This window comes from Ectopseudomonas composti, from assembly GCF_001567565.1.
GTDB classification, from domain to species: Bacteria; Pseudomonadota; Gammaproteobacteria; order Pseudomonadales; family Pseudomonadaceae; genus Aquipseudomonas; species Aquipseudomonas composti_A.
The window spans coordinates 164326-190468 of the sequence record NZ_LSSW01000002.1; the positions used below are offsets into that span (position 1 = coordinate 164326).

The following is a 26143-nucleotide window of genomic DNA, read 5'->3' on the forward strand; positions in this document are numbered from 1 at the left end:
TAGACTCCGCCGCCATTATGATCCGACTCCAGAACCTCACTCTACAGCGTGGTCCGCAACGCCTGCTCGAAGGCGCCGAGCTGACCCTGCACGCCGGTCACAAGGCCGGCCTGATCGGTGCCAACGGCGCCGGCAAATCCAGTCTGTTCGCCCTGTTGCGTGGGGAGCTGACGCCAGACGCCGGCGATTGCCTGCTGCCGGGCGACTGGCGCATCGCGCACATGCGCCAGGAGGTCGATGACCTCGAACGCCTGGCGGTGGACTACGTGCTTGACGGCGACCACCACCTGCGCCGCGTGCAGGCCGAGCTGGCCGCTGCCGAGCAGGCGCATGACGGTGCGGCCATCGCCCGTCTGCACAGCGAGCTGGACAGCGCCGACGGTTATACCGCCGACGCCCGCGCCCGCAAGCTGCTGGCAGGTCTGGGCTTCGAGAACGCGCAGATGGATCGTCGTGTCGGCGACTTCTCCGGCGGCTGGCGCATGCGTCTGAACCTGGCTCAGGCACTGATGTGTCCGTCCGACCTGCTGCTGCTCGATGAGCCGACCAACCACCTGGATCTGGATGCCATTCTCTGGCTCGAAGGCTGGTTGCAAAGCTACCCCGGCACCTTGTTGCTGATTTCCCACGACCGCGATTTCCTCGATGCCGTGGTCGATCACGTCGCCCATGTCGAGCAGCGCAAGCTGAACCTGTATCGCGGTGGTTACACCGCCTTCGAGCGTACCCGCGCCGAGCGCCTGGCTCAGCAGCAGCAGGCCTACGAGAAGCAGCAGGCACAGCGTGCGCACATGGAAAAGTACATTGCCCGCTTCAAGGCCCAGGCCACCAAGGCGCGCCAGGCGCAGAGCCGGATCAAGGCCCTGGAGCGCATGGAGGAGCTGAGCGCGGCGCATGTCGACTCGCCGTTTGATTTCGTCTTCCGCGAGGCCGACAAGATCTCCACGCCGCTGCTCAGCCTCAGCGAAGGGCGCCTCGGCTATGGCGACAAGACTGTGCTGCAGCAGGTCAAGCTGAGCCTGGTGCCCGGCGCGCGCATTGGTCTGCTCGGCCCCAACGGCGCGGGCAAGTCGACGCTGATCAAGAACCTCTCGGCTGAACTGCAGCCGCTGGGCGGCAGCCTGACCCGTGGTGAGAATCTGGTGATCGGCTACTTTGCCCAGCACCAGCTCGACGCGCTGGACGACAAGGCCAGCCCGCTGCTGCACCTGCAGCGCCTGGCGCCGAGCGAGCGCGAGCAGACCCTGCGCGATTTCCTCGGTGGCTTCGATTTTCGCGGTGCACGCTGCGACGAGCCGGTGGTGAATTTCTCCGGCGGCGAGAAGGCACGCCTGGCTCTGGCGCTGATTGCCTGGGGCAAACCCAACCTGCTGCTGCTCGACGAACCGACCAACCACCTCGACCTGGAAATGCGCCTGGCCCTGACCATGGCCCTGCAGGAGTTCGCCGGTGCCGTGGTGGTGGTCTCGCACGACCGCCATCTGCTCAAGAGCACCACCGACGAGTTCCTGCTGGTTGCCGAGGGCCGTGTTGTGCCCTTCGACGGCGATCTCGACGACTATGCGCGCTGGCTGGTCGATTACCGCCAGCGCCAGGCGCCACCGAGCACGCCGGTCGAAGGCGCGGCAGACAAGACCGACAAGCGCGCTCAGCGTCAGGCTGCTGCTGCGCTGCGTCAGCAACTGGCGCCGCACAAGAAGCAGGCCGACAAGCTCGAACAGGAGTTGGGCAAGGTCCAGGAAAAACTCGCCGGCGTGGAAACCCAGCTGGGCGACAGCGGCCTGTACGAGTCCGCTCGCAAGGATGAGTTGCGCCAGCGCCTGGCCGAACAGGCGCAGCTCAAGGCCCGCGAGGCTGAGCTGGAAGAAGCCTGGCTGCTGGCACTGGAAACCCTGGAGGCGTTGCAGCAGCAACTGGAGGAAGCCGAGTAATGGAACAGCTTGAGCTGCTGGCAGCCTGGCGCGACCCGCTGGTTCGCGCGGGGCAGGTGCTGCTGATCATCCTGCTGGCCTGGATCGCCCAGCGCATTCTCACCCGCGCCATCAGCCGTCTTGGCGCCCGCTACAGCCTGCTCCCGGCGGAGGTGCTGCAGCCGCTGCGCGGCCTGGTGCGCTGGCTGATCATGGGCAGCGCGCTGCTCATGGTGCTGGAGCGCCTGGGTGTATCGGCAACCGTGCTTTGGACCGCGCTGACCGGCTTCACCGCCGTTGCAGCGGTGGCTTTCTTCGCCATTTGGAGCGTGCTGTCGAACATGTTCTGCGCGCTCCTGATCTTCACCATGGGGCCGTTTCGCCTGGGTGACACGGTCGAGGTCATCGAGAGTGCGGACAAGCCGGGGGTCAAGGGCAGGGTGATTTCCATCAATCTGTTCTACACCACGCTGCAGGATCTCAGCGAGGATGCGGTCGGCGCCGTGCTTCAGGTGCCCAACAGTCTGTTCTTCCAGAAGTCGGTGCGCCGCTGGCGTTGAGTCACTGGTCGAGGCGCTTATGCAGTAGTACGCTGTAGCGCTATTCCCGATTTCAGCTTATCGAGGTACGCATCATGGCTCTGGAAACCTGGCTCGCTTTCTTCGTCGCCTGCTGGGTCATCAGCCTGTCGCCGGGTGCCGGTGCCGTAGCCTCGATGTCGGCTGGTATGCAATACGGCTTCCGGCGCGGTTACTGGAACGCGCTTGGCCTGCAGCTCGGCCTGGCGCTGCAGATCGCCATCGTCGCAGCGGGTGTGGGCGCCATCCTTGCCACTTCTGCCCTGGCGTTCAGCCTGATCAAGTGGTTCGGCGTGGCTTATCTGGCCTTCCTTGCCTACAAGCAATGGGTTGCCCTGCCCGGCGATCTGGATACCGGGACCGCCGAACGCCCCATCGGTCGGCCGCTGACCCTGGTGTTGCGCGGCTTTCTGGTCAATTTCAGCAACCCCAAGGCCATGGTCTTCATGCTCGCGGTGTTGCCGCAGTTCATCAATCCGCATGCACCGCTGGTGGCGCAGTACCTGGTGATGGGCGTGACCATGATCATCGTCGATCTGATCGTCATGGCCGGTTACACCGGTCTTGCCTCGCGCGTCCTGCGCCTGTTGCGTACGCCCCGTCAGCAGCGCGTGATGAATCGCAGTTTCGCTGCGCTGTTCGCCGCCGCTGCCGGTCTGCTGGCGACGGTCAAGCGCGCGGCCGTCTGAGCCTCGTTCGCACCGGTCAGCAACTGATCGGTGCCGCTCCGGGGCTGGCCGCAACACTCCGTTCGGCTGATTGTTACCAGATATTTCAGATTGTTCTTGTGCTCCGCCGTTAGGCCGGCAACAATTTAATGCCACCCATTCTCGTTTGGGATGCATTAATGATCCGCTTTCGTTTCTCGCTTTCCTGGTTGATGCTGCCGTTGCTGGCCAGCCTCAGCTTTTTCGCCCTGGCCGAGCCCCTCGACGGTGCCGCTCAGGCGCTGCACCTGATCGGTTATATCGGCGCTGACTACCCGGCCACCGTCGCCGACGGCCAGGTAGTCGATGCCGGTGAGTATCAGGAACAGCTGGAGTTTCTCGATGTACTGCAGGGCCTGATCGTCGCCCTGCCTGTTCAGGCCGGGCGTGCCGAGCTGGAGCAGGGCGTTGGCGAGCTGCATCAGGCGATTGCCGAGCGCCAACCTGGCGAGAAAGTCGCTGGCGCCGCGCGCAAGCTGGGCGCACGTCTGGCCGAGCTCTATCAGGTCGCGCAAGCCCCGGTGCTGACACCTGACCCGGAACGCGGTGCGCCGCTCTACGCTCAGCACTGCTCGGTGTGCCACGGCGACAGCGGCCTGGGTGATGGACCTGCCGGTATCGGTCTGGAGCCGGCCCCGGCCAATCTGCGTGATGCCGCGCGCCTGGATCGGTTGAGCCTCTACGACCTCTACAACACGCTCGGCCTGGGCATCGAGGGCACCGACATGCCGGCCTTCGCCGATCAGCTCGACGAGCGCCAACGCTGGGATCTGGCCACCTATATCGCCGGCTTTAGCGCCGCGCCGGCACCGGGGCAGGCACAGACACGCTTCGCCATGAGCGAACTGGCCGGCCGCACGCCTGCCGAGATTGCCGCCGCCGGGGGCGATGTCGCCGCGTTTCGTGCCCAGCGTGCGCATCCGGTGCTGGAGCAGCGCGGTCCGCAGCAACTGATCGGTTACACCCGCTCCACGCTGGAGCACAGCCTGCAGGCCTACCGCGATGGCGATCGCGAGCAGGCCTATGATCTTTCCGTCGGTGCCTACCTGGAAGGTTTCGAGTTGGTCGAGGGTGCTCTCGACAACCTCGATGCGGTACAGCGCAAGACCACCGAGCGCGCCCTGATGGCCTACCGGCAGGCGCTGCAGGATGGTGCCAGCGTCGCGCAGGCGGCCCAGGCGCTGGAACGGGCCAAGGCCGAGCTGGACAAGTCTGCGGCGCTGCTGGCCGATGGCGCCATGGACGATAGCCTGAGCTTTTTCGCCAGCCTGCTGATTCTGCTGCGCGAAGGCCTGGAAGCTATCCTGGTGCTGGCGGCGATTCTCGCCTTCCTGCGTAACACCGGACAGGATCAGGCCGTACGCAGTGTGCACATCGGTTGGGGGCTGGCGTTGCTCGCCGGTGTCGCGACCTGGGCGGTGGCGGCCTACCTGATCGACATCAGCGGCGCCCAGCGCGAGTTGCTCGAAGGCGCCACGGCGCTGTTCGCCAGCGTGGTGCTGCTGTGGGTCGGCGTGTGGATGCATGATCGGCGCCACGCTGCGGCCTGGCAGGACTACATCAAGAGCAGCCTGGTCGGTGGCGGTGGCCGTTTCGGCTTCGCCGTACTGGCGTTCTTCTCGGTGTATCGCGAGCTGTTCGAAGTGATCCTGTTCTATGAAACCCTCTGGCTGCAGGCTGGCCCTGCCGGACATGGCGCCGTGCTGGCTGGCGCCGCGGCCGCGCTGGTGCTGTTGATCGGTCTGGCCTGGGTGATCCTGCGTGGCTCGCGCAAGCTGCCACTGGCGACCTTCTTCGGCGTCAACGCGGTGCTGCTGTGCGTGCTTTCCGTGGTCTTTGCCGGCCACGGTGTTGCCGCGCTGCAGGAGGCCGGGGTGCTCGGCACCCGTCCGGTGGCGTTCTTCGAGTTCGACTGGCTGGGTATTCATGCCGATGCCTGGAGCCTGTCGGCGCAGGGGCTGGCGCTGGCCGGCATCGCCTTGCTGTACGGGCGCAGCCTGCTGGGCGAACGACGCCGCGCAGCGGCTCAGGCCTGAGCCTGGACAAGGCGTGAACGGGGGCGACATTGCTCGCCCTCGTTGCGCGATAGCGTGAACCGCTGCCACGACAGCGGGTCTCAGTGCGCCTAGGCTGGCTTCATTTCTCTGCCGAGTGCGCGCATGTCTTCCTCGATCCACTCCACTCACTACGCCGACAGTCCCGATCTGGCGTTGGCTGCTCTGCGTCATCCCTCCCTGGAGCAGGCCCTGTCTGCGGCCTGCGCCCAGCTTGCCGTGCGCGAGGCGTTCCTCGCGGCGTTGCGCGATCCGGCCATTGGTCCGCAGCCGCGCCTGCTGCTGGCGATTTCCGGCGCCGATGTGCACGCTCAGCGGCGTCTGGCGGCGCTGGTGGCCGAGTTGCTGCCCGATGAGCTGGAGCTGGATCTGATCGAACTGGCCGACGACAACCTGTCGCGCGCCGTGCGTGAGCGCTGCGAGCCGTTCTACAGCGCCTGAGTCATTCGTCTGCTGGCATACTGGGCGCTGAGTGTTCTGCGGAAGTTGCTGCATGCGTGTATGGATCGACGCCGACGCCTGCCCTCGGGCGGCGCGGGATCAGGTGGTCAAGTTCGCCCTCAAACGGGGCTTCGAGGTGGTGCTGGTGGCCGGTCAGGCCGTGGCCAGGCCGAATTTCGCCTGCGTGAAGCTGGTCGTGGTGCCCAGTGGGCCGGATGCGGCCGACGATCATCTGGTCGAGCACGCCGTGCCCGGTGAGTTGGTGATCTGCAGTGACGTGCCCTTGGCCGACCGCCTGGTGAAGAAGGGCGTTGCCGCGCTCGACCCGCGTGGTCGCGAATTCGACGAGCGCAACATGGGCGAGCGCCTGGCGGTGCGCAATCTGTTCACTGACCTGCGTGAACAGGGACAGGTGGGCGGCGGTCAGGCGCCGTATTCGGAAAAGGACCGCCAGGCCTTCGCCAATGCGCTGGATCGGATTCTCACGCGTTTGAGTCGTTAGCCAGGCTACGCACCGCTGATGTGGGAGGCGCTTTAGCGGCGATCAAGGTGGCGCCAGTCGCGGCTGAAGCCCCTCCGACAATGTGCGGGGTCGCTACCCACACAGGTAGGTGCCGGTGCCCACCGCCACCAGCACGCCCTCGTCGTTATGCAGCTCCATGCGGATCACCGCCACCTTGTTGCCGGCGCGCAGGGGCGTGGCCGTGGCGGTAAAACGCTGGCCACGGCCAGGACGCAGGTAGTCGATGCGCAGGTCGATGGTGCCGAGCTTGGACAGTTTGCTCATGCGCTCGGCAGCTGGCAGGTGCTGGTGATTGGCGAAGGCGCCGATCAGTGCCATGGCGCCGCCACATACGTCGAGCAGGGAGGAAATGACTCCGCCGTGTAGGATGCCGTGGACGAAGTTGCCGATCAGTTCGGGCTTCATCGGCAGGTGCATGGTCACCCGCTCGGGGCTCAGCTCATCGAGCTCGATACCGAGCACCTGATTGAAGGGGATGCGCTGGAAGAAGCCCGCCACGGCCTGTTGCAGGTCGTGGCTGAGGACGAAGGGCTGAGACATGGCAGGGGCTCCGGTGAGTTCTACTGCCACGCTGCCGCAGCCCGCACGGCTTGACCAGTCGCGCGGCCGGACTGCCCTGGCCAATGACCGAAGCGCCCTGCAATGGGCGCTATCACCGAGCAGTGACGACGGGCTGAAGCCTGCCCCACAGAACCCCGCTGCCTATCAAAGCGCAACGCCAGCCAGATCAGTGGTGGGTCAGCTCCAGCACGCGGTCGACCAGCTTGTTGATGCCCGAGGCCGCTTCGGCGATGGACTGGGCGATCATGTAGGCCGGCGTGGTCACCAGCTTGCGCTTGCTGTCTTCGATGATTTCGCTGACTTCGCATTCATGGTGCTCGGCGCCCATCTGCGTCAGCGCACTGGCGGTGTCTGCGTCGTTGCCGATGGTGCACACCACGCCGGCGCCGAAGATCTTCGCTGCCAGCGCCGGGGCGATGCACATCAGGCCGACTGGCTTGCCGGCATCGACGAACGCCTTGCAGGCGGCCAGCACGTCCGGCTGCACGCTGCAGCCAGCGCCGCTGGTGGCGAAGTCGGAGAGGTTCTTCGCCACACCGAAACCGCCTGGGAGGATCAGTGCGTCGAAGTCTGCCGCGTGCAGCGCCTTCACGTCCTTGATCTGGCCTCGGGCGATACGTGCGGATTCCACCAGGACGTTGCGCGTCTCGTTCATCTCGTCGCCGCTGTAGTGGTCGACCACGTGCAGCTGCTGCACGTTGGGGGCGAAGCACTGGACCTCGGCGCCACGCTGGTCGAGGCGCAACAGGGTGATCACGCTTTCATGGATCTCGGCGCCATCGTAGACGCCACAGCCGGACAGGATCACTGCCACTTTCTTGTTCATGCTCGACTCCTGGTGAGGAAAGACGCAGCCCTGAATCGGGCGCGGGTGTTACCAATCTCGGTGATGTCGCCAAATGCCACTCGGGCTGTCATTTGCCGCCGCGAAATCTGGCCAAGCTGGGCATAGGATGAATAACAGCCCATTCCCGACACAAGTACAACGATATGGCGTTCGTTCTCTACGCAGTACCCTTCTTCTTCCTGCTGATCGGCCTGGAATTGCTCGCTGACCGCTGGCGCGGACTGCGCACCTATCGCCTGGCCGATGCCCTGGGCAGCCTTGGCGCCGGCGTGCTGTCGCAGGCCACCGGTGTGCTGACCAAGGTGGTCGGCCTGCTGACCTACGCCTTCGCCTGGGAGCATCTGGCATTGTTCGAACTGGCCGAAGACAGCCTCTGGGTATGGCTCTTCGCCTTCGTCTTCTATGACCTCTGCTACTACTGGAACCACCGCCTGGGCCACGAGCGCAACGTGCTCTGGGCAGCCCATGCCGTGCATCACCAGAGCGAGGACTACAACCTCTCCACCGCCTTGCGCCAGACCAGTACCGGGTTCATCTTCGGCTGGATCTTCTATCTGCCGATGGCGTTGGTCGGCGTACCGCCGCTGGTGTTCCTGAGCGTGGCGGCGCTGAATCTGCTCTATCAGTTCTGGGTGCATACCCGCCATATCCCCAAGCTGGGCTGGTTCGAGTGGCTGTTCATCACCCCGTCCAACCACCGCGTGCACCATGCACAGAATCCTCTCTACATGGATCGCAATTACGGCGGCGTGTTCATTGTCTGGGACCGAATTTTCGGCACTTACCAGGAAGAACTCGACGAGGAACCGGTGATCTTCGGCGTGACCGTGCCCCTGGCCAGCTGGAACCCGTTGTGGGCCAACCTGCAGGTTTACGCCGGGCTCTGGCACGACGCCAGGCGTGCCGGTTCCTGGTGGGACAAGGTGCGCCTCTGGTTCATGCCCACCGGCTGGCGCCCGGCTGACGTGGCGGCGCGCTATCCCCAGGCCAAGGCGGACCTGAGCAACTTTCGCAAGTTCGAGGTGCCGCTGGGGCGTGCGGCTCAGGTCTACGCGTTGCTGCAGTTCGTCTGCTACCTGCTGGCCGGTGTATGGCTGCTGGCGCAGGGTGATTCGCTGGCGCTCAGTGCCGTGCTGCTGGCGTGTCTGTGGATGGCGCTGGGCCTGTGCAGCATCGGCATGTGGCTGGAGAATCGCCGCAATGCCTGGGCTATGGAGTGCCTGCGTCTGGCGAGCAACCTGCCGGCGCTCTGGCTGGCCGGCGAATTCGGCATGCTGACGCCGGGTGCCAGTGCCTGGATCTGGCTGATCGGCTACAGCCTGCTCAGCCTGTTGGGTATCTGGCTGGCTCGCGGCTCAGCCGCGCCGGCGCTGACGCCACCGGTTTAGCCAGGCGAGGGCAAGCAGCAGCACCACGGCCGCGAGCAGGATGACCTGATAGTTGCGTAACTCGTCGAGCAGGCCGCCCATGGCGTTGCCCAGGCTGTAGGCCAGCAGGCTGATACCACCGGCCCAGACGCCGGCACCGATGGCGTCGAGCAGCAGGTAGCGGCGCCACGAATAGCCGGACAGGCCGATGGTCAGCGGCATCACCGTACGCAAGCCGTAGAGGAAGCGAAAGCACAGCACCCACAGGTCCGGGTAGTGCTGGATCAGTGCGCTGGCACGGTCGCCCAGCGGCTGCCAGCGCGGCTTGCGTGCCAGCAGCGCGCGGCCGTGGCGGCGGCCCAGGTAGTACCACAGCTGGTCGCTGGCGAAGGTACCGAGAAAGGCGCACAGCGCCACCCATTCGATCTCCAGTACGTTGCGCACGGCCATGTAGGCCGCCAGCAGCAATGACACCTCACCTTCGAGGAAGGTGCCGAGTACCAGTGCCGGGTAGCCAAACTGGCCGATCAGGTCTTGCAGCATGCCGTGCGCTCGATGAAGGGGTGCTGAAGACTACTCTGACCACGAGCAAGCCGGAAGGTGGCGCGTCATGCCACAATGGTCAGGTTTCGTGGCATTGCCGCCGCTCTGGCTGCGACCCGCAGTCGCATCGCGTCATGCCGCTGTCATCATTTGGTCATAATGTTCGTAGAACCTCTCCACGATCTGCCGCGCGTCGGCTCTGCTGCGTTAAAAACAGGCTCAGACAGCCGCTTGCGGCTAACGCACTAATCAGTGCGGCCCCGAAGGGGCGAGCGAAGTGAGTCATGCTCATGTGCTGGAGCACGCTCCGCCTACTCACCTGTTTTTGCCTTGCACAGCTCTAGCTCGCGAAATCGTGAACAGGTTCTATAACCTGTCACACTGGCCCGCCTGTGCGGGCTCTGGAGTCTGCCGTGAGCGTTACCCCCGCCAATCGTCTGTTCCCTGCCACTCGCCTGCGTCGCAATCGTCGCGATGATTTCTCCCGCCGCCTGGTGCGCGAGAACCGCCTGAGCGTCGATGACCTGATCCTGCCGGTGTTCGTCCTCGACGGCGAAAACCGTCGTGAAGCCGTGCCCTCGATGCCGGGCGTCGAGCGCCTGTCGATCGATCTGCTGCTCAAGGAAGCCGAGCACTGGGTAGCGCTGGGCATTCCGGCGCTGGCGCTGTTTCCGGTCACGCCGCTGGAGAAGAAGTCGCTCGACGGTGCCGAGGCCTGGAACCCGGACGGCATTGCTCAGCGCGCGATTCGTGCCCTGCGTGAGAAATTCCCCGAGCTCGGCGTGATCAGCGATGTGGCCCTCGACCCCTTCACCACCCATGGTCAGGACGGCATCCTCGACGAGTCCGGCTACGTGCAGAACGACATCACCGTCGATGCGCTGGTCAAGCAGGCGCTGTCGCATGCCGAGGCCGGTGCCCAGGTGGTGGCGCCGTCGGACATGATGGATGGCCGCGTGCAGGCGATCCGCGAGGCGCTGGAGTTGGCCGATCACGTCAACGTGCGCATCATGGCCTACTCGGCCAAGTACGCCAGCGCCTACTACGGCCCGTTCCGCGATGCAGTGGGTTCGGCCGCCAACCTCGGCAAGGGCAACAAGCTCGGCTACCAGATGGACCCGGCCAACGGCAACGAGGCGCTGCATGAAGTGGCCGCCGACCTCGCCGAAGGCGCCGACATGGTCATGGTCAAACCGGGCATGCCCTACCTGGACATCCTCTGGCGCGTGAAGGATGCCTACAAGGTGCCGACCTTCGTCTACCAGGTCAGTGGCGAGTACGCCATGCACATGGCCGCGATCCAGAACGGCTGGCTCAGCGAGGCCGTCATCCTGGAGTCGCTCACCGCCTTCAAACGTGCGGGTGCCGATGGCATCCTCACCTATTTCGCCGTACGGGCGGCAGAACTGCTAAAACAAGGGCAATGACGCCCTCAGGAACCCAGCAATGAACAGCGAAGGACTCAACAGCGAAGTGCTCGACAACAACCCGCCTCCGGCCGAGGTGGTCGCCGAGACGCCAGTGGTGGAAACCCCGCCGCCGGCACCGATTCCCGGCCTGGATGACAGCAGTCTGTACATCCACCGTGAACTGTCGCAGCTGCAGTTCAACATCCGCGTACTGGAACAGGCGCTGGACGAGTCCTATCCGCTGCTCGAACGTCTGAAGTTCCTGCTGATCTTCTCCAGCAACCTCGACGAATTCTTCGAAATTCGCGTCGCCGGCCTGAAGAAGCAGATCAACTTCGCCCGTGAACAGGCCGGCGCCGACGGCCTGCAGCCGCACCAGGCGCTGGCGCGTATCAGCGAGCTGGTGCACGAGCAGGTCGAGCGTCAGTACGCCATCCTCAACGACACGCTGTTCCCGGCGCTGGCCAAGCACAACATCAACTTCATCCGCCGCCGTTACTGGACGACCAAGCTCAAGGCCTGGGTGCGCCGTTACTTCCGCGACGAGATCGCGCCGATCATCACCCCCATCGGCCTCGACCCGACGCACCCCTTCCCGCTGCTGGTGAACAAGAGCCTGAACTTCATCGTCGAACTGGAGGGCGTCGATGCCTTCGGTCGCGACTCCGGTCTGGCCATCATCCCGGCGCCGCGTCTGCTGCCGCGCATCATCCGTGTGCCGGAAGAAGTCGGCGGCCCGGGCGACAACTACGTGTTTCTCTCGTCGATGATCCACGCCCACGCCGATGACCTGTTCCAGGGCATGAAGGTCAAGGGCTGCTATCAGTTCCGCCTGACCCGTAACGCCGACCTGTCGGTGGATACCGAGGACGTCGAAGACCTGGCGCGCGCCTTGCGCGGCGAGCTGTTCAGCCGTCGTTACGGCGATGCGGTGCGTCTGGAGGTGGTCGATACCTGCCCGAAACACCTGCGCGATCACCTGCTCAAGCAGTTCGGCCTGACCGAGGGTGAGCTCTATCAGGTCAACGGCCCGGTCAACCTGACCCGCCTGTTCAGCATCACCGGCCTGGATGGCCACCCGGACCTGCAGTACGCGCCGTTCACCCCGGTGATCCCCAAGCTGCTGCAGAACTCGGAGAACATCTTCAACGTGGTCAGCAAGCAGGACATCCTGCTGCTGCACCCCTTCGAGTCCTTCACGCCGGTGGTCGACCTGCTGCGCCAGGCGGCGAAAGACCCGCACGTGCTGGCGATCAAGCAGACCCTGTATCGCTCCGGGGCCAACTCGGAGATCGTCGACGCGCTGGTCGAGGCCGCGCGCAACGGCAAGGAAGTCACCGCGGTGATCGAGCTGCGTGCACGCTTCGACGAGGAGTCCAACCTGCAACTGGCCAGCCGTCTGCAGGCGGCCGGTGCGGTGGTGATCTACGGTGTGGTGGGCTTCAAGACCCACGCCAAGATGATGCTGATTCTGCGCCGCGAGAACGGCGAGATCGTCCGTTATGCGCACCTCGGTACCGGTAACTACCACGCCGGCAATGCCCGGCTGTACACCGACTACAGCCTGCTGACCGCCGACGTGGCGCTCGGTGAGGACGTGGCCAAGCTGTTTAGCCAGCTGATCGGCATGGGCAAGACCCTGCGCATGAAGAAGCTGCTGCACGCGCCCTTCACCCTGAAGAAGACCTTGCTCGACCTGATCGCCAAGGAAACCGCCGCGGCAGCGGAAGGCAAGCCGGCGCAGATCATCGCCAAGTTCAATTCGTTGACTGATCCGAAGATCATCCGCGCGTTGTACAAGGCCAGCCAGACCGGGGTGAAGATCGATCTGGTCGTGCGTGGCATGTGCTGCTTGCGCCCGGGCATCGCCGGGGTCTCGCACAACATCCAGGTGCGCTCGATCATCGGCCGCTTCCTCGAGCACACGCGGGTGTTCTACTTCCTCAACGGCGGCGACGAGAAGATCTACCTGTCCAGCGCCGACTGGATGGAGCGAAATCTCGACAAGCGCGTGGAGACCTGCTTCCCGGTGGAAGGCAAGAAGCTCATCACCCGCGTGAAGAAGGAGCTGGAAAGCTACCTGACCGACAACACCCAGGCCTGGGTGCTGCAGTCCGACGGTCGCTACCTGCGTCAGCAGCCTACCGGCAACCAGAACCCGCGCAGCGCGCAGTCCGGCCTGCTGGAGAAGCTCACCGCACCGGTAATTGTGACGCGCTAAAAAGGCCGCTTGCGGCGATCTGATGACCCTCTCCGCTTGCGGGAGAGGGTGCCCGAAGGGCGGGAGAGGGCTTATATGGCCGCGTGCCTTAGTGCTTCTTACGCCGATGAGCACCTGATCGCTGGCGATCAGGCCGGAGGAGAGGGCTTTGCGGTCTTGGCGGGTTGCACCCGCCCTACAGGCTTACCGCCGAAACACCGGTGCGCACGGCGCACCCTACGGGGTTGATAGCGGGTTTGCCTCAGAAGGTAATCAGCACACGCTCAGGGTCAGGTCGATACGCTTGAGCCACTCGGCTTCGGCTTCGAAGTCCGCCTGGGTCAGCGGGTTGGCGGTCAGCCAGCCTTCGGGGAAGAGAATCTCCAGGCTGTTTTCGCCCACCTTGAACTTCACCTCGGGCATGCTCTGCGTGCCGCGAATGTGGTGGAACAGGATGGCGAAGCGCAGCAGTACGCACAGGCGCATCAGCTTCACGCCTTCCTCGCCGAAGTCGGCGAACTTGTCCTTGGGAATGTTGCGGCGGTGGCCGCGCACCAGCAGGGCCAGCATCTGCTGGTCCTGGCGGGAGAAGCCGGCCAGGTCGGAGTGCTCGATCAGGTAGGCGCCATGCTTGTGGTACTGGTAGTGGGCGATATCCAGGCCCACTTCGTGGACTCGGGCGCCCCAGCTGAGCAGCTCGCGGTTCCAGTCGTCGGTCAGGCCCCAGTCGGTCGCCACCTTGTCCAGCGCCGACAGCGCCTTGGCTTCGACCCGTGCGGCCTGATCGACATCGACGTGATAGCGCTCCATGAACGCCGCCAGGGTGCGCTCGCGCACGTCTTCATGCTGGTGTCTGCCGAGCAGGTCGTACAGCACGCCTTCGCGCAGGGCGCCCTCGGAGTGGCTCATGCGCTGGATGTCGCAGGCGTCGAAGATGGCTTCGAGAATCGCCAGGCCGGCCGGGAAGATGCCGCGTCGATCCGGCTTGATGCCGTCGAGGTCGATCTTCTCCACGTCACCCAGCTTGAACAGCTTGCGCTTGAGCCAGGCCAGGCCCTCGACCGTGATCTCGCCATTGCTCAGGCCGGCGGCCTTGGTCGTCAGGCCGATGGCCTTGATGGTGCCGGATGCCCCGACGGCATCCTCCCAGCCGAGACGGCGCAGGCCCTGCTCGATGCCCATCAGTTCCAGACGAGCGGCGGTGTAGGCCTGGGCATAGCGCGCCGGGGTGATCTTGCCGTCCTTGAAGTAACGCTGGGTGAAGCTGACGCAGCCCATCTGCAGGCTTTCGCGCAGCAGCGGCTCGAAACGCTGGCCGATGATGAACTCGGTGCTGCCGCCGCCGATGTCGGCGACCAGGCGCTTGCCGGGGGTGTCGGCGATGCTGTGCGAGACGCCGAGGTAGATCAGGCGCGCTTCTTCGCGCCCGGAGATCACCTCGACCTGATGGCCGAGAATCTCCTCGGCGCGGCGGATGAACACGGCGCGGTTGCGCGCTTCACGCAGGGCGTTGGTACCGACCACACGCACCGCACCCTCGGGCAGGGTGGTGGTGAACTGGGCGAAGCGGCGCAGGCAATCCAGGCCACGTTGCATCGCCTCTTCGCTGAGCTGGCGCTCGTCATCCAGGCCTGCAGCCAGCTGCACCTTGTCGCCAAGGCGCTCGAGGATGCGAATCTCGTGACTGTCGGCCTTGGCCAGAACCATGTGAAAGCTGTTCGAGCCCAGGTCGATGGCGGCGATCAAGGGAAAACTCTCGGCAGGGGCTTGGGGCATGATTGCGGCATCTCGTTCGATTTCCGCGCATCCTGCCACGACTGAGCGGATGAGCCAACGCATACGGATGTCGCAGTAAACTGGTCTAGACCTGTGATTGGCGCAGGTTGAGCACACTAAATGGCTGTTTCAGTGGCTGTTCATCGCAGTTGTGGCCGTCGCCACCGCGGTCCACGACGAGGAAGCGGCCGGGGTGTTGCAGGCACAGCAGCGGGTGGTGCCAGGTGCCGCGCGCGTAGTTCACGCCCTGGTCCGGCGCGCTGGTGAAGGCGCGGATTTTCGACTCGTCCAGCTCACCAGGCGGGGCGACGACGATCAGCATGCGCCCGCCATCCACCGGATAGAACGCCTGGCTGCCCAGCGGGTGGCGTTCGAGCATGCGGATTTCGAACGGTGCATGCCAGGCCTTGCCTTCGAACAGGTTGACCAGGGTGCGCGGCGACTCCCCGGCCAGTTCCACCTGCGCCAGGTCGTGATAGCGCGTGGTGGTGCCGGCGTTGATCGGGAAGGCATGGGCGCCGGCGGTTTCGATCACCTCGCCGAAGGGGGCGAAGGCTTCGCGGGTCAGCGGCTCAATACGCAGTGGCAACGGAATCATGGCGTTCACAGGTTCACCGAGCCGATGAAGTTGCGCAGCTCTTCGGTCTGCGGGGCGGCGAACAAGGCTTTCGGATCGCCGATCTCGTGCACCTTGCCCTGGTGCATGAACACCAGCTTGTCGCCGACTTCGCGGGCGAAGCGCATCTCGTGGGTGACCATGATCAGGGTCATGCCCTCGCTGGCCAGCTGCTTGACCACCGCCAGCACTTCGTTGACCAGCTCCGGGTCTAGCGCCGAGGTGATCTCGTCGCACAGCAGCACCTTGGGTGACATGGCCAGGGCACGGGCGATGGCCACACGTTGTTGCTGGCCGCCGGAGAGGCGCTCGGGGTAGGCGTCGAACTTCTCCGCCAGGCCGACGCGTTCGAGCATCTGCCGGGCGACTTTCTCGGCTTCGGCGCGTGGCGTCTTCTTCACCACCTGCGGTGCCAGCATGACGTTCTCGCCGACGGTCAGGTGTGGGAACAGATTGAACTGCTGAAACACCATGCCGACCTTCTGCCGCAGGCTGCGCAGGTCGGCGCGGGCGGCATCGATATATTCGCCGTCGACTTCGATCACGCCGTCGTTGATCGACTCCAGGCCGTTGAGGGTGCGCAGGAAGGTGCTCTTGCCCGAACCGCTGCGGCCGATGATGGCGACCACTTCGCCTTCCTCGACGGCCAGGTCGATACCCTTGAGCACGTGGTTGTCGCCGTAATACTTGTGCAGGGCGGTGACGTTAAGCAGTGACATTCAGCCTCCTTTCCAGGCGGTATGCAGCGAGCGAGAGCGGGTAGCAGAGCAGGAAGTAACCGAGGGCGACGAAGCCGTAGACCATGAACGGCTCGAAGGTGGCGTTGGCCAGCATGCTGCCGGTCTTGGTCAGTTCGGTGAAACCGATGATCGAGGTCACGGCGGTGCCCTTGACCACCTGCACCGAGAAGCCGACGGTGGGCGCTACGGCGATGCGCAGCGCCTGCGGCAGGACGACATGGCGCAGGGTTTCCAGGCGGCTCATGGCCAGGCTTTCAGCCGCCTCCCACTGGCCGCGCGTGATCGACTCGACGCAGCCGCGCCAGATTTCGGCGAGAAAGGCGCTGGTGAACAGCGTCAGCGCGGTGGCTGCCGCCAGCCAGGGCGAGACGTCGAGGCCGAGCAGGGCGATACCGAAGAACACCAGGAACAGCTGCATCAGCAGCGGCGTGCCCTGGAACAGTTCGATATAGCCACGGGCGAGGATGCGCGGCGCCGACAGCGGCGACAGTCGCGCCAGCAACACCAGCAGGCCGGCGATGCCGCCGCAGACGAAGGCCACCAGCGACAGCAGCAGGGTCCACTGCAGGCCGGTCAGCAGGTTGCGCAGGATGTCCCAGAGGGTGAAGTCCATCAGCGCTCTCCCATGATGAAGCGCCGGCCGACCCAGGCCAGCAACTGGCGAATCAGGATGGCCATGAGCAGGTACAGCGCGGTGGTCAGCAGGTAGGTCTCGAAGGCGCGGAAGTTGCGCGACTGGATGAAGTTGGCGGCGAACGACAACTCCTCGGTGGAGATCTGCGAGCACACCGCCGAACCCAGCATGACGATGATGATCTGGCTCGACAGCGCCGGCCACACCTTGCCCAGCGCCGGGCGCAGGACCACGTGGCGGAAGGTCTCGAAGCGGCTCATGGCCAGCGCCGCAGCGGCTTCGAGCTGTCCGGCCGGGATCGCCTGGATGCCGGCGCGGATGATTTCCATCGAGTAGGCGCCGAGGTTGATCACCATCGCCAGCACGGCGGCCTCCCACTCGCTCAGGCGCACACCGAGCGAGGGCAGGCCGAAGAAGATGAAGAACAGCTGGACGATGAATGGCGTGTTGCGGATCAGCTCCACGTACACGCCGAAGAGGCGGTCGAACGGACGGATGCGCCAGGCGCGCAGGATCGCCCCGACGATGCCGAGACCGACGCCCAGCAGGGTGCCGATCGCCGTCAGGCCGAGGGTGAAGGCCGCGCCCTGCAGCAGCAGGTCGCTGTGCTGCAGGACGGCGGCGAAGTCGAACTGGTACGCCATGGCTTGGCTCCCGGCGCGGCTCAGAGGTCAGCCGGCAGTGGCTGCTTCAGCCACTTCTGGCTGATCGCGTCGAGGCTGCCGTCGGTCTTGGCGGCGGCGATGATGGCGTTGACCTTGTCCAGCAGCGCGGCCTGATCCTTGTTCACGCCGACGTACACCGGCGAGTCCTTGAGCTTGAGTTTCATGCTCGGCACGCGCTTGGGGTTCTTCTCGGAGATGGCCACCATCACCACGTTGCCGCTGGCGATCAGGTCGACCTGACCCGACAGGTAGGCTGCGATGGTCGAGTTGTTGTCCTCGAAGCGCTTGATGGTGGCGCCTTTCGGTGCGACGTTGCTCAGCTCGATGTCCTCGATGGAGCCACGGGTGACGCTGATGGTCTTGCCGTCCAGGTCATCGAGGCTGGTGACGGCGGCATCTTCCGGGCCGAACACGCCGAGGTAGAAGGGCGCGTAGGGCGCGGAGAAGTCGATCACCGCTTCACGCTCGGGGTTCTTGCCCAGGCTGGAGATCACCAGGTCGACCTTGCCGGTGGTGAGGAAGGGAATGCGGTTGGTGCTGTTGACCGGGGTCAGCTCCAGCTTCACCGCCAGCTTGTCGGCCAGCAGCTGTGCGGTGTCGATGTCCAGGCCGCGCGGTTTGAGGTCCGGGCCGACCGAGCCGAACGGCGGGAAATCCTGTGGCACGGCGACTTTCAGTACGCCGGCCTTGCCGATGTCTTCGAGAGCATCGGCGTGAACGGTGCTGGCGCCGAAGGCCAGGGCGGCGAACAGGGTACCCAGCAGGGTGCGGTGAAATTTGCGCATGTCGAACTCCCGAGGAATGAACAAAAACTGAAGCGTTTTGCGTGAGTCGTGCAGTGCATCGCTTGTGCCAAGTTCAATGAAATCAGGCGTTTCACCGTCTCAGGCACGTGAAAACAAGGTCTTACTGGTCTGAACAGTTGGTATTGCTGACCACTTGATCAGAAGTATTTGTGGGCCATCTCGGTGCGTGCATGGTGCGGGCTGTTCCACAAGGGGGCGTCGCTTGCCTGGGATGTGCTTATGGCCGTACAAAGGCGGCTTGACTGGACTGACCGGCCCGAACAGCCATGAATGCTTCTGCTCCTCGCGCGGTACCCGAATATGCCCTGCAGGCGATCCGTCGCCTGATCGAGGACGAGGGCTATCGCCCTGGCGATGCGCTGCCGTCGCAGCGCGACCTGGCCGAGCGCCTGGGCGTCAGCCGTGCATCACTGCGTGAGGCGCTGTCTTCGCTCAGCGCCTTGGGCCTGGTCAGTGTGCAGGCCGGCAAGGGCGTGTTCGTGCAGGAGCCCAGCAAGGCGGAGACAGCGGGGGCTTTCGTCTGGCCCTTCGCGGCCCAGGTGTCGGCGGCCGATACCTTTCAGCTGCGCTTTGCCCTGGAGGGCTTTGCCTGCGGTCTGGCGGCCGGGGTGATGACCGCCGAGGAGCTGGATATTCTCGAAGACAACATCGAGCAGATGCGCCGTGAACTGCGCGCCGAGAACTTCGAGCAGGCGACGCGGCTGGATTTCGAGTTCCACCAGCGTATTCTCGCGGCCAGTGGCAATCAGGCGATGTTCGCTCTGGTGACCTCCAGTGCCGATATCTTTCTGGAAAGCCAGAAGCTGCCGTTCATCCGCCCGGAGCGGGCGATGGAGACCTGGCAGGAGCATCGCAAGATTCTCAAGGCCCTGGCCCGGCATGCTGCCGGCCCGGCGCAGAAAGCCATGCAGCAACACATCCGCGCGGCGGCGCTGCGCACGGGGATCGCCTTCATCACGCTGGGTGATTGAAACTATTGAGTGGCTCAATCGCCAGTGCCTTTCGGTGTCAGGCAAGCCGGGCTATGATGTCGCCACTTTTTGCTTCCGAATATACGGAGACTCCTCATGAGCGAATTCATCACCAACGTCAGCGACGCCAGTTTCGACCAGGACGTCATCCAGGCTGAAGGTCCGGTTCTGGTCGATTACTGGGCTGAGTGGTGCGGCCCGTGCAAGATGATCGCGCCGGTGCTCGACGAGATCGCCAAGGAATACCAAGGCAAGCTGAAGATCTGCAAACTGAACATCGACGAGAATCAGGAAACCCCGCCGAAGTACGGCGTACGTGGTATCCCGACACTGATGCTGTTCAAGAACGGCAACGTCGAGGCGACCAAGGTCGGTGCTCTGTCCAAGTCGCAACTGGCTGCGTTCCTCGACAGCAATATCTGAGTCGTAAGCGGTAGGGTGGATCAGGCTTCATCGATCCACCATGGCATCGCAAGTGGTGGATGAGAAAAGCGTCATCCACCCTACGTCGCCTGGTGAAGACCCCGTTATTTGCGGGGTTTTTTCGTTTTCGGGGCTAGACGCTGTTTTTTCACGGTGTTAAATTCGGGTTCGCTGCATCCTCCATGCAGCTTTCTGCACGCCGTCGCCGATTCATTCCTATACGAATTCGTTCGCGATCCTGTCGCCTTCTCTGCGGCGCGGCCTCTCAAGCTAACAGCTTTCTTCCCCTCTCGATGATCACGTCATTCCTATGAATCTGACCGAACTCAAGCAAAAGCCGATTGCCGAACTGCTGGACATGGCCGAACAAATGGGCCTGGAAAACATGGCCCGTTCGCGCAAGCAGGACATCATCTTCGCCCTGCTTAAAAAGCATGCCAAAAGCGGCGAGGAGATTTCCGGCGACGGCGTGCTGGAGATTCTCCAGGACGGTTTCGGCTTTCTGCGTAGCGCCGACTCTTCTTACCTGGCCGGCCCCGACGACATCTACGTCTCGCCGAGCCAGATCCGCCGCTTCAACCTGCGTACCGGTGACACCATCGTCGGCAAGATCCGTCCGCCGAAGGAAGGCGAGCGTTACTTCGCTCTGCTCAAGGTCGACAGCATCAACTTCGACCGTCCGGAAAACGCCAAGAACAAGATCCTGTTCGAGAACCTGACGCCGCTGTTCCCCACCAAGCGCCTGACCATGGAAGCCGGTAACGGCTCCACCGAGGACATCACCGGCCGTGTGATCGACCTCTGCGCGCCGATTGGCAAGGGCCAGCGCGGCCTGATCGTTGCCCCGCCGAAAGCGGGCAAGACCATCATGCTGCAGAACATCGCCTCGAACATCACCCGCAACAACCCCGAGTGCCACCTGATCGTTCTGCTGATCGACGAGCGCCCGGAAGAAGTGACCGAGATGCAGCGCACCGTGCGCGGCGAAGTGGTCGCGTCCACCTTCGACGAGCCGCCGACCCGCCACGTGCAGGTCGCCGAGATGGTGATCGAGAAGGCCAAGCGCCTGGTCGAGCACAAGAAGGATGTGGTCATCCTGCTCGACTCCATCACCCGTCTGGCGCGCGCCTACAACACCGTGATCCCGAGCTCCGGCAAGGTCCTCACCGGTGGTGTCGATGCCCACGCCCTGGAGAAGCCCAAGCGCTTCTTCGGTGCCGCACGTAACATCGAAGAAGGCGGCTCGCTGACCATCATCGCCACCGCGCTGGTGGAAACCGGCTCGAAGATGGACGAAGTGATCTACGAGGAATTCAAGGGCACCGGCAACATGGAGCTGATCCTCGATCGCCGCGTGGCTGAGAAGCGCACCTTCCCGGCCATCAACATCAACAAGTCGGGCACCCGTCGCGAAGAGCTGCTGACCGGTGAGGAAGAGCTGTCGCGCATGTGGATTCTGCGCAAGCTGCTGCACCCGATGGATGAGATCGCCGCCATCGAGTTCCTGATCGACAAGCTGAAAGCGACCAAGACGAACGATGAGTTCTTCCTGTCGATGAAGCGCAAGTAAGCGTTGCGCTGTGCCAAAAGGCCGGGGAAACCCGGCCTTTTGCTGTCCGTCACTTTCATGGGCGCTTCTGAAAGCCCGACTTCGGCGCTAAACTTTGCGGCCGACTCTAGCCTGTCCGACACGAGGCTCCTGCATGCAGTATCGCGACCTGCGCGACTTCATCCGTGAACTGGAAAAGCGCGGCGAACTCAAGCGTATCCAGACCCCGGTCTCGCCCGTTCTGGAAATGACCGAAATCTGCGACCGCACCCTGCGCAAGGGTGGGCCGGCGCTGCTGTTCGAAAAGCCCAGCGGCTTCGACGTGCCAGTGCTCGGCAACCTGTTCGGCACCCCCAAGCGCGTGGCGCTGGGCATGGGCGCCGAGGCGGTGTCGGAGCTGCGCGAGATCGGCAAGCTGCTGGCCTTTCTCAAGGAGCCGGAGCCGCCGAAAGGCCTCAAGGACGCCTGGAGCAAGTTGCCGATCTTCAAGAAGGTCATTTCCATGGCGCCCAAGGTGGTCAAGGACGCGCCCTGCCATGAAGTGATCGAGGAAGGCGACGACGTCGACCTGGGCAAGTTGCCGATCCAGCACTGCTGGCCAGGCGACGTGGCGCCGCTGATCACCTGGGGCCTGACCATCACCAAGGGCCCGAACAAGGAACGGCAGAACCTCGGCATCTACCGTCAGCAGGTGATCGGCCGCAACAAGGTGATCATGCGCTGGCTCAGCCACCGTGGCGGCGCGCTGGACTATCGCGAGTGGTGCCAGAAGTACCCGGACAAGCCCTATCCGGTCTGTGTCGCGCTTGGCGCGGACCCAGCGACCATTCTCGGCGCCGTCACCCCAGTGCCCGATACGCTGTCCGAATACGCTTTCGCGGGCCTCTTGCGCGGTCATCGCACCGAGCTGATCAAAGCCGTCGGCAGCGAGCTGCAGGTGCCGGCCAGTGCCGAAATCGTGCTCGAAGGCGTGATCCATCCGGGCGAAACCGCGCCGGAAGGCCCCTATGGCGACCACACCGGCTACTACAACGAGGTCGACACCTTCCCGGTGTTCACCGTCGAGCGCATCACCCGCCGTCGCGAGCCGATCTACCACAGCACCTACACCGGCCGGCCGCCAGATGAGCCGGCGATTCTCGGCGTGGCGCTGAACGAAGTGTTCGTGCCGATCCTGCAGAAGCAGTTCCCCGAGATCACCGATTTCTACCTGCCGCCGGAAGGTTGTTCCTACCGCATGGCGGTGGTGACCATGAAGAAGCAGTACCCCGGTCACGCCAAGCGCGTAATGCTCGGGGTGTGGTCGTTCCTGCGACAGTTCATGTACACCAAGTTCGTTATCGTCACCGACGACGATATCAACGCACGGGACTGGAACGACGTGATCTGGGCGATTACCACGCGCATGGATCCCAAGCGCGACACGGTGATGATCGACAACACACCGATCGACTACCTGGACTTCGCCTCGCCGATCTCCGGCCTGGGGTCGAAGATGGGCCTGGACGCCACCCACAAGTGGCCGGGCGAAACCACTCGCGAGTGGGGTCGCGCCATCGAGAAGGACCCTGCGGTGGTGGCGCGCGTCGACGCGCTGTGGAGCGAGCTGGGAATCGATTGATGAACGTCACCCTGCAACCCTCCGGCATCACCCTCGCGCTGCAGCCAGGCGAGCGCATCCTCGATGGTGCCCGACGCCTGGGCTATGACTGCCCGCAGAGCTGCCGCAACGGCAACTGCCATATCTGCGCCGCCTTGCTGGTGGAAGGGCGTGTGCGTCAGTCCGGTGTCGAGCTGGACCATGGCGAGCTGTTCACCTGCCTGGCCGAGCCGCTGGAAGACTGCGTGTTGCATTGGGATGGCGTGCTGGCGCCGGGCGAGTTGCCGGTGCGCGAGTTGAATTGCCAGGTCATCGAGTGCCTGGATGTAGGCGGTGATGTCCATCGCCTGCGTTTGCGTACACCCGCCGGCAAGGTGCCGCGTTATCACGCCGGGCAATACCTGCTGCTGCAGCGCCCGGATGGCGAAATGTCTGCCTTTTCCCTGGCCTCGGCGCCGCATGCCGGCCGTGAGCTGGAGCTGCACATCCTCGCCCGCGAAGAGGGCAGCATCGCCCTGCTGCAGCACCTGCGCAGCACCGGCATGGCCCGCGTGCAGATGCCCTACGGGGATACCCACCTCGCCGACCTGCCCGACGGTCCGCTGGTGCTGATCGCCGCCGGCACCGGCATGGGCCAGATGCACAGCCTTATCGAACACTGCCGCGCCGCCGGCTTCGCCCATCCGGTGCACCTGTACTGGGGCGCCCGACGTCCCGAAGACTTCTATCAGCTGCCACATTGGGCCGAGTGGCAGCAGCTGGACAATCTGCACCTGCATCAGGTGGTCAGCGACCCGTTTGGCTGGCAGGGCCGCTGCGGCCTGCTGCACGAAGCCGTACGCGAGGACTTCCCCAACCTCAAGGCCTTGCACGTCTACGCCAGCGGCTCGCCGGCGATGGTCTACGCCACGCTCGACGCGCTGGTGGAAGCTGGAATGGACGCGCACCAGATGCGCGCCGATGTGTTCGCCTACGCGCCGCGTTAGAGCCCAGAGCTATCAGGCAAGCGTGCCAAGGCCTGACGCCAGTCAGTTAATTCCGTACGCGCTTGGTTCCCCTCTCCCTGGTCTTCTCCCCTGAGTAAAGAGGGGGCCAAACGTGTTCGATGACCGCATTATTCCAATGCTTCCGAGCCCCTCCCTGGGGCGAAGCGTTCGTTGCGCCACCCACCTGGCGGCAAAGCGTCGGGCTGTCACAGGGTGACTTCAAGAATGCTTCCGGCATGTTTCCGAGTTCACCTAGCCGTTGTTCGCGGCAAGGCGCCGCACCTGAACAGGCGGTCCGTCTCATTTTTAGGTTTCGCCAGGTGCCGTTTATCGGGGGGGCCGGAGTAATGTCCCCAAGCGTGACGTTGTTCATTTTTTAGGCATTTGATGGCAAGAGGCCACGTGTTCTAATTCGCGTCGATTTTCCGCCGCTGTTTTTCCGCTATTCAAAGGACTGAAAGCATGCCTTTCCGTATTAGCCCTTTATGCCCTGCCATCCCTGGCGGCCACCCTGCGGGCCGTCGCTGCGCGACGTTAAAAGCGACTCCCGGCCTTTTTTGGGCCGTATGGCTGTGTTTGTTCCTCCCCACTCTCGTGTTGGCGCAGACGCCGGGTGACCGTCAGTTGATTCGTGAGCGCCAGGAGCGCCTGCTGCAGGAGCAGCAGCGCCGCCTCGATGAGCTGCAGCAACTCCCAGGTGAAGCACCCAGGCTGCAAGCCGCTCCGGTCGATGACGAGCGCTGCTTCGACATCGAGCAGATCCGGCTGGAGGGCGCCACTCTCCTCGCTGAGGACGACCAGCAAGCCATTGTTCAGCGCTTCGCTGGCGAGTGCCTGGGTGTTGGTCAGCTCAACGAACTGCTCAAGGCGATCACCCAGTTCTACATCGATCACGGCTACGTCACCTCGCGCGCCTACTTGCCGCAGCAGGATCTGTCCTCGGGCGAGCTGCGCGTCATCGTGGTCGAAGGCCGCCTGGAAGGGCTGGACAGCTCTGAGCTGGCGAGCGATCGTGAACTGGCCATGGGCTTTCCCGGCCAGCCAGGCGAAGTGCTGGATCTGCGCGAGCTGGAGCAACTGGTCGACCAGCTCAACCGCCTGCCTTCGCGCCAGGCCCAGCTTGAGCTGGTGCCCGGCGAAGCCGTCGGCGGCAGCCGCGTCAAGCTGCAAGGTCAGCGCGACAAGCCCTGGCGTGCCGGCCTCAGTCGCCATAACGACGGGCAGTTGAGCACTGGCGAGCAGCAGTGGGGGCTGAGCTTCGATTGGGACAGTCCACTCGGCCTGGCTGACCAGCTCAGCCTGCGCGCCAATCGCGATGCGGTGAGCGACAGCTATCGCCATTCTCACAGCCAGAGCCTGATCTATCAGGTGCCCTACGGCTGGTGGAACTTCAGCTACAGCTACAGCCAGAGCTACTACCGCACCCAGAGCGAGGGCAATGGCTTTCTCTTCGATCAGGACGGCGACAGCAAGACCCACGCCTTGCGCGGCGAGCGTGTGCTGCACCGCGATAGCGTCAGCAAGACCGCATTCAACCTCGGCGTCAGCCACCTGCGTAGCAACAACTTCATTCTCGGCAACCGCATCGACACCTCCAGCACGCGCCTGTCCGAAGCGCAGCTGGGCTTCAACCATGGCCGTCGTATTGGCAGCGCCTTCGTCAACGCCGATATCGGCTGGCAACGCGGTATTGGCGCCTTCGACGCCCAGCGTGCCGGCGACCCGCAAGGCAGTCAGCCGGTGGCGCGCTACAACAAATACACCCTGGCCCTGAGCTACCTGCAGCCATTCGCGCTGTGGGGCGAGTCCTTCAGCTTCGACAGCCTCGCCTATGGCCAGAAGAGCGAAGACGTGCTGTTCAGCCCGCAGCGCATCAGCATCGGCGGCCTCAGCTCGGTACGCGGCTTCAAGGATCAATCCCTGTCCGGCGACACCGGCGGTTACTGGCGTAACCAGTTGCGCTGGCGGCGTCCGGTGACCTGGGACGCGCTGCGCCCCTTCGTCCACGAATACAGCCTGGCCTTCGCCTATGACGTCGGCGTGATCCACGGCGGCCGGTACAACCCCGAGCAACGTGGGCGTATGAGCGGCAACGCCATCGAACTCGCCCTGCGTGGTCAGCACCTGGCTGCCTCGGTGAGCTTCGCCCATGCCCTTGAGCGCCCGAGCGCCATCGAGCATGACGAGCGCCCGGTTTATTTCCGTTTCGACCTGTTTTTCTGATTACCCGGCCGGTT

The 26143-nt window shown here is 64.2% G+C and carries 24 protein-coding genes; 15 read left to right on the forward strand and 9 right to left on the reverse strand.

The features are described 5' to 3' along the window. The first annotated feature begins 17 nt into the window (after positions 1–17). The 6 genes from PCLY_RS00820 to PCLY_RS00845 all read left to right on the forward strand — a co-directional run bounded on the left by PCLY_RS00820 (position 18) and on the right by PCLY_RS00845 (position 6192). The gene (locus PCLY_RS00820) at positions 18–1931 is read left to right on the forward strand and encodes an ATP-binding cassette domain-containing protein (protein ID WP_061237346.1); all 1914 of its coding nucleotides are present in this window, start codon (positions 18–20) and stop codon (positions 1929–1931) included. Then, the gene (locus PCLY_RS00825) at positions 1931–2470 is read left to right on the forward strand and encodes a mechanosensitive ion channel family protein (RefSeq protein WP_061237347.1); all 540 of its coding nucleotides are present in this window, start codon (positions 1931–1933) and stop codon (positions 2468–2470) included. Before PCLY_RS00820 ends, PCLY_RS00825 begins: the two co-directional genes overlap by 1 nt. A 74-nt stretch (positions 2471–2544) precedes the next feature. Next, positions 2545–3177 carry a LysE family transporter gene (locus tag PCLY_RS00830; RefSeq protein ID WP_061237348.1) on the forward strand — a complete coding sequence of 211 codons (633 nt, stop codon included), beginning with the start codon at positions 2545–2547 and terminating at the stop codon, positions 3175–3177. A gap of 158 nt (positions 3178–3335) precedes the next feature. Further along, entirely contained in the window at positions 3336–5231 is a 1896-nt protein-coding gene (locus tag PCLY_RS00835; protein ID WP_061237349.1) for a cytochrome c/FTR1 family iron permease, read from the forward strand. Positions 5232–5354: 123 nt separating this feature from the next. Further along, positions 5355–5690 carry an enhanced serine sensitivity protein SseB C-terminal domain-containing protein gene (locus PCLY_RS00840; RefSeq protein WP_061237350.1) on the forward strand — a complete coding sequence of 112 codons (336 nt, stop codon included), beginning with the start codon at positions 5355–5357 and terminating at the stop codon, positions 5688–5690. 52 nt (positions 5691–5742) lie between these two features. Continuing rightward, entirely contained in the window at positions 5743–6192 is a 450-nt protein-coding gene (locus tag PCLY_RS00845) for a YaiI/YqxD family protein (protein WP_061237351.1), read from the forward strand. A gap of 93 nt (positions 6193–6285) precedes the next feature. Here the strand turns inward: PCLY_RS00845 and PCLY_RS00850 are convergent, their stop codons facing one another. Together PCLY_RS00850 and elbB are read right to left on the reverse strand one after the other, a co-directional pair. Then, entirely contained in the window at positions 6286–6753 is a 468-nt protein-coding gene (locus PCLY_RS00850; protein ID WP_061237352.1) for a thioesterase family protein, read from the reverse strand. Positions 6754–6940: 187 nt separating this feature from the next. Next, a complete protein-coding gene (gene elbB, locus PCLY_RS00855) occupies positions 6941–7600 on the reverse strand; it encodes an isoprenoid biosynthesis glyoxalase ElbB (protein WP_061237353.1) in 660 nt (219 codons plus the stop codon). A 164-nt stretch (positions 7601–7764) separates the two neighbouring features. Here elbB and PCLY_RS00860 point away from each other — a divergent pair, with 164 nt between their 5' ends. Next, the gene (locus PCLY_RS00860) at positions 7765–9009 is read left to right on the forward strand and encodes a sterol desaturase family protein (RefSeq protein ID WP_061237354.1); all 1245 of its coding nucleotides are present in this window, start codon (positions 7765–7767) and stop codon (positions 9007–9009) included. Here the strand turns inward: PCLY_RS00860 and PCLY_RS00865 are convergent. Beyond that, a complete protein-coding gene (locus PCLY_RS00865; protein ID WP_061237355.1) occupies positions 8977–9531 on the reverse strand; it encodes a DedA family protein in 555 nt (184 codons plus the stop codon). The genes PCLY_RS00860 and PCLY_RS00865 overlap by 33 nt on opposite strands. A 413-nt stretch (positions 9532–9944) precedes the next feature. On the opposite strand from PCLY_RS00865, the gene hemB reads away from it, so the two are divergent. Both hemB and ppk1 read left to right on the forward strand, forming a co-directional pair. Then, positions 9945–10958 (forward strand): porphobilinogen synthase, encoded by a 1014-nt coding sequence (gene hemB / locus PCLY_RS00870; protein ID WP_061237356.1) that lies wholly within the window; start codon positions 9945–9947, stop codon positions 10956–10958. Positions 10959–10977: 19 nt separating this feature from the next. Next, positions 10978–13161 carry a polyphosphate kinase 1 gene (gene ppk1 / locus PCLY_RS00875; RefSeq protein ID WP_061237357.1) on the forward strand — a complete coding sequence of 728 codons (2184 nt, stop codon included), beginning with the start codon at positions 10978–10980 and terminating at the stop codon, positions 13159–13161. 252 nt (positions 13162–13413) lie between these two features. Here the strand turns inward: ppk1 and ppx are convergent, their stop codons facing one another. The 6 genes from ppx to PCLY_RS00905 all read right to left on the reverse strand — a co-directional run bounded on the left by ppx (position 13414) and on the right by PCLY_RS00905 (position 18356). Beyond that, positions 13414–14916, reverse strand: coding sequence for an exopolyphosphatase (ppx, locus tag PCLY_RS00880; RefSeq protein ID WP_061237358.1), 1503 nt, complete (start codon positions 14914–14916; stop codon positions 13414–13416). 85 nt (positions 14917–15001) lie between these two features. Continuing rightward, on the reverse strand, positions 15002–15523 hold the full coding sequence (locus PCLY_RS00885; RefSeq protein ID WP_082767987.1) for an ureidoglycolate lyase: 522 nt from the start codon (positions 15521–15523) through the stop codon (positions 15002–15004). Continuing rightward, the gene (locus PCLY_RS00890; RefSeq protein ID WP_061237359.1) at positions 15520–16251 is read right to left on the reverse strand and encodes an amino acid ABC transporter ATP-binding protein; all 732 of its coding nucleotides are present in this window, start codon (positions 16249–16251) and stop codon (positions 15520–15522) included. Before PCLY_RS00890 ends, PCLY_RS00885 begins: the two co-directional genes overlap by 4 nt. Beyond that, positions 16238–16888, reverse strand: coding sequence for an amino acid ABC transporter permease (locus PCLY_RS00895; protein ID WP_197432113.1), 651 nt, complete (start codon positions 16886–16888; stop codon positions 16238–16240). Before PCLY_RS00895 ends, PCLY_RS00890 begins: the two co-directional genes overlap by 14 nt. Then, a complete protein-coding gene (locus PCLY_RS00900; protein ID WP_061237361.1) occupies positions 16885–17550 on the reverse strand; it encodes an amino acid ABC transporter permease in 666 nt (221 codons plus the stop codon). The genes PCLY_RS00895 and PCLY_RS00900 overlap by 4 nt, the downstream gene beginning before the upstream one ends. Positions 17551–17570: 20 nt before the next feature. Further along, on the reverse strand, positions 17571–18356 hold the full coding sequence (locus PCLY_RS00905; RefSeq protein ID WP_061237362.1) for a transporter substrate-binding domain-containing protein: 786 nt from the start codon (positions 18354–18356) through the stop codon (positions 17571–17573). 287 nt (positions 18357–18643) lie between these two features. On the opposite strand from PCLY_RS00905, the gene PCLY_RS00910 reads away from it, so the two are divergent. From PCLY_RS00910 to PCLY_RS00935, 6 genes are all read left to right on the forward strand, one after another. Then, positions 18644–19348, forward strand: coding sequence for a FadR/GntR family transcriptional regulator (locus PCLY_RS00910; RefSeq protein ID WP_061237363.1), 705 nt, complete (start codon positions 18644–18646; stop codon positions 19346–19348). A 96-nt stretch (positions 19349–19444) separates the two neighbouring features. After that, on the forward strand, positions 19445–19771 hold the full coding sequence (gene trxA / locus PCLY_RS00915; RefSeq protein ID WP_003458627.1) for a thioredoxin TrxA: 327 nt from the start codon (positions 19445–19447) through the stop codon (positions 19769–19771). Between the two features lie 310 nt (positions 19772–20081). Then, positions 20082–21341, forward strand: a complete 1260-nt coding sequence (rho, locus tag PCLY_RS00920) for a transcription termination factor Rho (protein ID WP_061237364.1) — start codon at positions 20082–20084, stop codon at positions 21339–21341. 133 nt (positions 21342–21474) lie between these two features. Further along, positions 21475–22941, forward strand: a complete 1467-nt coding sequence (ubiD, locus tag PCLY_RS00925) for a 4-hydroxy-3-polyprenylbenzoate decarboxylase (protein ID WP_061237365.1) — start codon at positions 21475–21477, stop codon at positions 22939–22941. Then, positions 22941–23906: a CDP-6-deoxy-delta-3,4-glucoseen reductase gene (locus tag PCLY_RS00930; RefSeq protein ID WP_061237366.1), complete on the forward strand. Its 966-nt coding sequence runs from the start codon at positions 22941–22943 to the stop codon at positions 23904–23906. Before ubiD ends, PCLY_RS00930 begins: the two co-directional genes overlap by 1 nt. Positions 23907–24482: 576 nt before the next feature. Then, positions 24483–26129 (forward strand): ShlB/FhaC/HecB family hemolysin secretion/activation protein, encoded by a 1647-nt coding sequence (locus PCLY_RS00935; RefSeq protein ID WP_269451509.1) that lies wholly within the window; start codon positions 24483–24485, stop codon positions 26127–26129. Positions 26130–26143 lie beyond the last annotated feature (14 nt).